Source organism: Streptomyces muensis (assembly GCF_021474425.1).
GTDB classification, from domain to species: Bacteria; Actinomycetota; Actinomycetes; order Streptomycetales; family Streptomycetaceae; genus Streptomyces; species Streptomyces muensis.
The window spans coordinates 1-7574 of sequence record NZ_JAKEIP010000333.1 but is presented as its reverse complement, the minus strand read 5'-3'; the positions used below and the strand labels follow the sequence as shown (position 1 = coordinate 7574).

Genomic DNA, 7574 nt, shown 5'->3' with positions numbered 1-7574 from the left:
CCAGCAGCCCCAGCGTCCAGCCCCGCGACCTGACGGACGCACAGGCCCACACGTACGCCAAGCCCTGCCTGTACGACCTGACCTTCACGGCACGCGACGACGACGGCGGTACGGGGACCGACGCGATGCCCGTCATCGTCCAGGGCAACGCCCCGCTGTCGCTGCTCGCCGACGTCTGGTACGTCAAGTACCTGACCGGCGACCTCACCGGGCTCGGCAAGAAGACGCTGGACTGCTATCTGAAGATCGTCCAGCACGCGAGCGCGGTGTTCTCCGAGAAGGTCGACGTGTCCACGCAGGAGAAGGCCGCCGACGTCCTCTTCCTCAACCTGCTCCTGGACCCCAAGCGTTCGCTGGACCGCCAACTGCTCGCCGCCTGGCTGAACTTCGCCAACGGCGCCTTCGAGCCGAACCAACTCGTCGACACCGACAGCGACCTGAAGCCTGACAGACCCTTCCTGGAGGCCGTCCAGAACGCCGAGAAGGTACGCCTCGACCCCAACGCCACGACACAGCAGCTCAAGGCCCAGGCGGCCATCCTCACCTGTATCAACATCCCACTCGTATGACACGGATGACAGTCCTGCGGCGCGCCGCCGCCACCCTGCTCCTCGGGGTGGCGGCGGCCGCCGCCTGCACCGACAACTCCCCACCACCCGCTACTACTTCGCCCACCCACACCCACACCCACACGCCCGAAACCACGGCGACAACCGCCACCCCTGATCCCTCCGCGCCGTCCGCTCCAGCCGTCCTCACCCAGGACGACACCGGCCGCACCGTCACCCTCGCCCTGGGCGACACCACTCAGCTGCGCCTCTCCGGCCGTTGGCGGGAGGCCGCGCCCACTGTCGACGGCACGGCGATCGTCCTCGTACCCGTCGACTACGAGACCGATCCGGGCTTCCGCGCCTGGGACATCCGCGCCGCGCAACCGGGCGAGGCGGTCCTGCGCACCACCGGGCGGCAGGGCCTGCCGCCGTTGCGGATCACCTTTCAGGTCGGGTGAGCCTGGGCCGGCCCGGCGAGCCCTCGCTTCAACCGGGCAGGGCCGCAAGCCAGTCGAGGAGGATCCGGTTCACCTCGGCAGGGCGTTCCTGCTGGATCCAGTGGCCGCAGTCGTCGAGGAGGTGGGAGGAGACCAGCCCGGGCAGCGTGACGGGGAAGGCGTCGATCGCGTCGGCGAGCCATGTGGTGGAGGCGTCCAGCCGGCCCCCGACGAACAGCGACGGCTGGACGACGGGGGCGCCGTCCAGGGCGGCCAGGTCCTCCCAGTCGCGGTCCATGTTCCGGTACCGGTTCAGCGCCCCGGTCAGACCCGTGCGCTCGAACTCCCCGGCGTAGACGTCCAGTTCGCGCTCGCCCAGCCAGGCGGGGAGCCGGCCCTCGGGGAACCGGTCCCGCATCGCCTTGCCCCGGCCGACGAAGTGCGGATCGGGAGCCTTCGGTCCGGGCATGGTGTCCCCGGACAAGGCCGCGTAGAAGCCCGCGAGCCAGCCGCGTACGTCGGGCTCGATCTCGGCCTCGGCGCGGCCCGGCCGCTGGAAGTAGGAGACGTAGAACTCCTCGTCCCCGCCGAGCCGTGCGAAGACCTCGCTGGGTCGCGGCCCGCCGCGTGGGGTGTACGGGACACTGAGAAGCCCCACCGCGCGGAAGACGTCCGGCCTGAGCAGCGCGGAATTGGCGGCGATCGTCGCGCCCCAGTCGTGGCCGACGATCACCGCGGACTCCTCGCCGAGGGCACGCACCACCTCGGCGTTGTCCCGCACCAGCTCGGTCATCCGGTACGCGGCCGGGTCGTCGGGCCGTGAGGAGCGGCCGTAGCCACGGACGTCGACGGCGACAGCGCGATGGCCGGCCGCCGCCAGAGCCGGCAACTGGTGCCGCCAGGAGTACCAGGACTCGGGGAAACCGTGCACGAGCAGCACCAGCGGCCCGGTTCCCTGTTCCACCAGGTGGATCCGGCCCGCCGAGGTGGAGACCAGGCGGTGTGTGACGTCCGTGGTGTGCGGTGACATGGGTCCTCCGAATCCGGTCGGCCTGCGTGAGCCGCGACCGCCGACAGGTCCGCCGGGTTCGTGGCTCGCTGCCGATCCTGCTGCGGAGACCGCCGCGGTACCGAGCCTCGTTGCCGTTTCAGCAAATCACCTAGGGATGGGCGCCGTTCCTGCCGATCGACCTTGATCGTCTTTCGAGCGGCGCCTAGGCTCCCATGCCCATGGACACGGGGGAGTCGGACCACGGGAGCGGGCCACGGGGTGAGCGGGCGGCCGGGCGTCGCGCGCTCGCGGTCGCGCTGGCCGGAACACTGGGACTGGCCGTTCTGGGGGCGACGCTGGTCTTCGTGCCCGGTGTGGTGGTCGACCATGATCTCGGTGGGGCGAGCGTGGCCGCCCAGGACCGGCTGAAAGCCGTCGCCGACGTCCGTACGGCCCTTCTCCAGGCCGTGGGCGGCATGGTCGTGCTGTTCGGTGCGTACGCCACCTGGCGTCAACTGCGGGTCAGCCAGGACACGTTGCGCGCCACGCAGGAGGGCCATGTCACCGACCGTTTCAGCACGGCCGTCGATCAACTGGGCAGCGACAAGCTGGAGACACGCATCGGCGGGCTCCACGCGCTGTGGCGCATCGCGGAGCACTCCGCCCGCGACCGTGAGGCCGTCGTCTCCATCCAGGCGGCCTACCTGCGCACGCACCTGCCCTGGCCGCCCGACCGCCCCGACGCTCCGGCGGCGGACCTGTCCATCAACGACGTCGTGCCGCTGGAGGTCCGGGCCGCCGACGCCCAGGTCGCGCTGACCGGGCTCGGTGTGTTGCTGCTGCAGCCCCGTGAGAATTCCTGGGTCAACCTCGGCGGCACGGACCTGCGCCGGGCCGACTGCGACGGGCTGTGGCTGCACGAGGTCAATCTCGACCGGTCCTGCATGGAAGGAGCCGGCCTGTACCACGCCAACCTGCGGCAGTCGTCCCTCGTCTCGGCCAACCTGCGGCACGCCGACCTCACGACGGCGATCCTGCGCCGGGCCCGCTGTGTGCTGGCCGATCTGCGGGGCGCGCGGCTGGCGGAGACCGACCTGCGCGACGCCGACTTCACCGAGGCCGACCTGCGCGAGGCGAATGTGCGCAAGGCCGACGCGGGCGGTGCCGTCTTCCACCGTGCCGACCTGCGACTGGCCGACCTGCGGGGCACCGACCTGAGCGCGGCCGATCTGCTCCAGGCACGGCTGACCGGCGCGCTGGCCAGCGAGCACACCCGCTGGCCGGCCGGGTTCGACCCCGTGGCCGCCGGCGTGGTCGTCATCGAGGATCCCGGCCCCGAACCTCCGCCGCTGCTCCAGCCGCCAGGGATCACCACCCGGCATCCGCCCCTGCGGACCATGCCGTGACCGACGGCTTGGTTCAGCGCTCGGCCAGGTGGACCTCGGTGCCGGTGTCGGTGTAGACGAGTGCGGCGTACGCGCTGACGCGGTCGGGGACAACGCCCGCGTCGGCGCTGACCGTTCGTCCGGTGCGCCCGTCGACGACGAAAGCCCCCTCCTTGCCCTTGACGTAGAACAGATCCTTGAACTCGGCTTCCACGGTGCCGTTCCAGTCGCCCGGACCCGCACCCGCCGCCCGGCGCCACAGCACCTTGCCGGCGTCGTCCACCGCGACCGCCCCGTCCTTCTTCGAGGCGCACAGCTGAACGGTGCCCTCGTCGTCGTGCTCGCAGTCCATGCCCTTGGTCAGGCCGCCGCGCTTCGACAGCGCGAAGTCACCGGTCGCGATCTCGATGAGCCGCGACTGCTCGCTGTCGTCGTCGAGCTTGGCCAAGGGCGCGCCGTTCGACCTGATGGCCCAGAGGGCACCGGCCGGCACCTCCTTGACCCAGAGGTCACGGCCGTCGGTCGCTCCGACACCGGCCAACGAGTAGTCCTCGTCGGGCTCCTCGCGGAAACCCAGCACTGCGTCGCCGGATCCGCCGACCTTCCAGAAACCGGCGCGCTGCCACAGCAGGCGGGGCTCGTCCAGGGAGATGGCGAAGGTGCCGGTCGGATAGCCGTCATCGGTCCAGGTGACGGTGGCCACGCCGTCCCCGGTCGACACCTGGAGCGCGCCGAGCTTGCCGACCGGGTCACCGTAGATGTCCACGGGAAGCCGCCAGATCGGCTTGCCGTCGTCCGCCCGCGCCGCGATCACCTCGAACCCGGCCTGGGCCTTGCCGGTGCCCTTCGCGGCCAGCCGGACCGGCACGACGGTGACCATGGCCGGCACACCGCCGATCCGCACCGGCACCGGGAACGACACGCGGTCGCGTACCAGCTCGGCCTGCTTCTTGCTCATCTCACCGGGCGCCGGCAGGTCGTACATGGGCGTGTTCCGGGTCGTGACGGTGCTGACGGCCCTGCCCGTGGTGAGGTCGTACACCGTCACGCCGGACGAGTGCGAGAGCCAGGCCGCACGCCCGTACAAGGCGATGGTCGGATTGCCCTTGGGACCGGTCGGCAGGACATGGGCCGCCTTGCTGTCGAACGCCAGGGGCGCCGCGGCCCGTGGGTCGCCGCTGAGGTCGAGGGCTTTCCGGCTGGGCCTCGCCGACGCGCTGGACTCCGAACCGTCGCCGTCCCCCTTCGGACCCGCGCTGCAGGAGGCGAGCAGAGCCACCGCCGCCAGAGCGATGGCACCTTCACGTACCGGCCTTCTCATCCGACTCCCCGTTCTCCGCTCGTCACGTGCCGTGCCCTGTGAGCCGACCCGCCGCTGACCGGGCGGGCACCACTGACCTCGACGTATCGGACCACTGGTGGGCCGGGACCGGTCCCGGCCGGGGCCGTCGTGCCCGGGGAGAGGCCGCACACCGCCTGGGATGCCGTACGGGGATGCGGCACCGGGGCCTGTGGCAGTATCGGCCTTGGACGCAGGGCCGTGTGCTGGGGTCGAGGGCAGAGGGACGAGTGAGATGAACCGGCCACCGGGGATGATGGACGTGGCGCGGGAGGCCGGCGTCTCGCACATCACCGTCTCCAGGGTGGTCAACGGCCATCCGTCGGTGCGGCCGGAGACCCGGGCCCGGGTCGAGGCCGCGATCCAGAAGCTCGGCTACCGCCGCAACAGCGTGGCCAGGGCCCTCAAGAGCCGTCGCTCCTCGACGATCGGTGTGGTGATCGTCGGGTCGGAGCTGTTCGAGCTGCCCCGCATCCTTCTGGGCGTGGAGACGGCCGCCAAGCAGGCCGGCTACTGGGTGAGTCTGGCGAGCCGGCAGGGCGAGAGCACCACCGGTGACCTCGTGGAGACACTGCAACGGCTCACCGACCAGTCGGTCGAGGCCATCGCGGTCGTCGCCGACAATCCGCTCGCCGTGGAGGCGCTGTCCGGCCTCGTCCTCGAAGTGCCGGTGGCCGTGGTGATGTCCGGCAGCGTGCCCAACCCCGGGCTGAGCTTCGTCGAGGTCGACCAGGAACTCGGCGCCCGGCTCGCGGTCCGGCACCTCCTCGACCTCGGACACCGGCACATCGCCCATCTGACCGGCGCCCTGCGCACCTTCGACGCCCGGGCCCGCGTCGACGGCTGGCAGGCCGAACTCGCCGGCGCCGGAGCGCGGGGCACCATGCTCGAAGGGGACTTCAGCGCGGAGAGCGGGTTCCGCCTCGCCCACCAGCTCTGCACGGCCCGCACCGGACTGCCGACCGCCGTCTTCGCGGGCAACGACCAGATGGCGATGGGCGTACTGGCCGCCTTCGCGGAGCGAGGCGTGAAGGTGCCGCAGGACGTGTCACTCGTCGGGTTCGACGACATGAAGGGCGCCGGCTACCTCGTGCCCGCCCTGACCACCGTCCGCCAGGACTTCGCCCACCTGGGCGGCAGCGCCATCGAGCTGCTGGTACGGATGCTGGGCGGAGACGCCGCGCAACGCCAGAAGATCGCACCGGAACTCGTCGTCCGGCACAGCACCGCCGCGCCCCGCGTGGATTCCTGAGGCGCGGCGCCGATTCCAAGGCGCAGGAAGGTCAGCAGGCGGGGCCGTACTCGAACCAGGGCACGTACGCCTCGCCCGCCCCGGTGTCGCCGATGCCGTACAGGCCGAGATGGACACCGACGAACCCGCCCGCCACTTCCGTGCTGAAGAAGGGCCGGTCGATGCTGCCGAGGGTCGTCGTCCCGGTGCCGTCCTCGACGTGGAAGGTGTAGCCGGACTCGTCGCTGTCGACCGCGAGGACGAGGTCGTCGTGCGTCACGGGCGTCGCCGCGAGGCGGGTCCCGGAGCCCGCCCGACGGGCCGTGAGGACGACGAGCGGGGTGCCGGAAGCGTCGGTGGTCAGGGCGAGGGTGGCGTGGTGGTTGTCCTGGACCACGGCCAGACCCGCTTCGTACGCCGGTGAGGCGGCGGTGAAGCGGATACGGGTGCGTGCGCGCATACGGAGGTGCTGCTGGCGGCGCCCCACGAACGCGGGGGTGCCTGTCGAGTGCAGGGGCTCGGGGGACAGCCGGATGCTCAGGCCTCCCTCGCCGGGGCGCGGCGAGACGAGGTGGTCGACCGGTCCGCGCAGGCTGTTCCACTCCGGGCCGAGCGCGGAGCCGGTGAAGTCGTCCCGGACCGGTCCGGCCGGGTGGGGGACCGTGGCCGGTGGGGTGGTTCCCGCCGGCAGCCGCTCCGACAGCCGTACTCGACCGGTGTCCGGTGCGAAGACCGGGCCCCGGTCGGTCCACTCCACCGGCACGAGGAACACCTCGCGACCCAGGGTGTGGGTGCCCTCGACCGGCCGTACGCCCAGTGCCACGGCCCAGGTCTCCCCGGCGGGGGTGTCGACCAGGTCGACGTGCCCGACGTTGTGGATCGGTTCCGCCACGCCACGGTGGCGGTGGGTGAGCAGTGGGCTCCTGGGATCCGTGACGTAGGGGCCGGTGACCGTGTCGGAGCGGGCCGCGGTGACGGCGTGATGGTGTTCGGTGCCGCCCTCGGCGGCGATCAGGTGGTACACGCCGTCGCGCTTGTACACGTGCGGCGCCTCCACCCAGGCACCGCGCATCGCGCCGTACCAGAGGACGTGCGTCGCACCCGTCAACGCCCGTGTTTCCAGGTCGAGTTCGCGCATCCACAGCTCGCCGGGGCCCGTCACCTCCGGCTCGGCGGCGTCGCGGCAGGCGGTGAACCAGCAGCGGCCGTCGTCGTCGAAGAAGAGCGACGGGTCGATGCCCTCCGCGTCCAGGACGGTCGGGTCCGACCAGGGGCCGGCCGGGTCCGAGGCCGTGAACAGGTACGTGGTGCTGCCCCGGCGGTCGCTCGCCAGGGTCACGGCGACGTAGAAGGTGCCCTCGTGATGGCGGATGGTGGCGGCCCAGAGGCCGTCCGAGATGTCAAGACCGCTCAACGACACCTGGGACGGCCGGTCCACCACATGCCCCAGCGGCCGCCAGTTCACCAGGTCGCGGCTGTGGAAGACAGGGAGCCCGGGGTAGTACGCGAACGACGACGTGACCAGGTAGAAGTCCTCTCCTGCCCGGCAGATCGACGGGTCCGGATGACTGCCGGGGAGAACGGGGTTGGCGAAGGTCGGCACGGGCGCACTCCGGGGCGGGCGAGGCGGACTGGGGGGC

7 protein-coding genes are annotated in these 7574 nt (G+C 71.7%); 4 read left to right on the top strand and 3 right to left on the bottom strand.

The window, feature by feature from the left end:
• Nucleotides 1-569: PKD domain-containing protein (locus L0P92_RS39850; protein ID WP_234768018.1), on the top strand; the 569-nt coding region annotated here is incomplete at its 5' end.
• Nucleotides 566-1009 carry a hypothetical protein gene (locus tag L0P92_RS39845; protein ID WP_234768017.1) on the top strand — a complete coding sequence of 148 codons (444 nt, stop codon included), beginning with the start codon at nt 566-568 and terminating at the stop codon, nt 1007-1009. The genes L0P92_RS39850 and L0P92_RS39845, both read left to right, overlap by 4 nt.
• Nucleotides 1010-1037: 28 nt before the next feature.
• On the opposite strand, the gene L0P92_RS39840 is transcribed toward L0P92_RS39845, so the two are convergent.
• Nucleotides 1038-2018 carry an alpha/beta fold hydrolase gene (locus L0P92_RS39840; RefSeq protein WP_234768016.1) on the bottom strand — a complete coding sequence of 327 codons (981 nt, stop codon included), beginning with the start codon at nt 2016-2018 and terminating at the stop codon, nt 1038-1040.
• A 200-nt stretch (nt 2019-2218) separates the two neighbouring features.
• Between L0P92_RS39840 and L0P92_RS39835 the strand changes: the two genes are divergently transcribed.
• Complete coding sequence (locus L0P92_RS39835) at nt 2219-3385, top strand: pentapeptide repeat-containing protein (protein ID WP_234768015.1); 1167 nt, start codon at nt 2219-2221, stop codon at nt 3383-3385.
• A 13-nt stretch (nt 3386-3398) separates the two neighbouring features.
• On the opposite strand, the gene L0P92_RS39830 is transcribed toward L0P92_RS39835, so the two are convergent.
• Nucleotides 3399-4685, bottom strand: coding sequence for a hypothetical protein (locus tag L0P92_RS39830; protein ID WP_234768014.1), 1287 nt, complete (start codon nt 4683-4685; stop codon nt 3399-3401).
• A gap of 253 nt (nt 4686-4938) precedes the next feature.
• Here L0P92_RS39830 and L0P92_RS39825 point away from each other — a divergent pair, with 253 nt between their 5' ends.
• On the top strand, nt 4939-5955 hold the full coding sequence (locus tag L0P92_RS39825; RefSeq protein WP_234768013.1) for a LacI family DNA-binding transcriptional regulator: 1017 nt from the start codon (nt 4939-4941) through the stop codon (nt 5953-5955).
• Between the two features lie 31 nt (nt 5956-5986).
• On the opposite strand, the gene L0P92_RS39820 is transcribed toward L0P92_RS39825, so the two are convergent.
• Nucleotides 5987-7537 carry a glycoside hydrolase family 43 protein gene (locus tag L0P92_RS39820; protein WP_234768012.1) on the bottom strand — a complete coding sequence of 517 codons (1551 nt, stop codon included), beginning with the start codon at nt 7535-7537 and terminating at the stop codon, nt 5987-5989.
• Between the last annotated feature and the right edge of the window lie 37 nt (nt 7538-7574).

Bases quoted from the DNA above. Each gene is read 5' to 3' on its own strand.
- L0P92_RS39845 (WP_234768017.1), top strand. From the start codon at position 566: ATGACACGGATGACAGTCCTGCGGCGCGCCGCCGCCACCCTGCTCCTC.
- L0P92_RS39840 (WP_234768016.1), bottom strand. From the start codon at position 2,018: ATGTCACCGCACACCACGGACGTCACACACCGCCTGGTCTCCACCTCG.
- L0P92_RS39835 (WP_234768015.1), top strand. From the start codon at position 2,219: ATGGACACGGGGGAGTCGGACCACGGGAGCGGGCCACGGGGTGAGCGG.
- L0P92_RS39830 (WP_234768014.1), bottom strand. From the start codon at position 4,685: ATGAGAAGGCCGGTACGTGAAGGTGCCATCGCTCTGGCGGCGGTGGCT.
- L0P92_RS39825 (WP_234768013.1), top strand. From the start codon at position 4,939: ATGAACCGGCCACCGGGGATGATGGACGTGGCGCGGGAGGCCGGCGTC.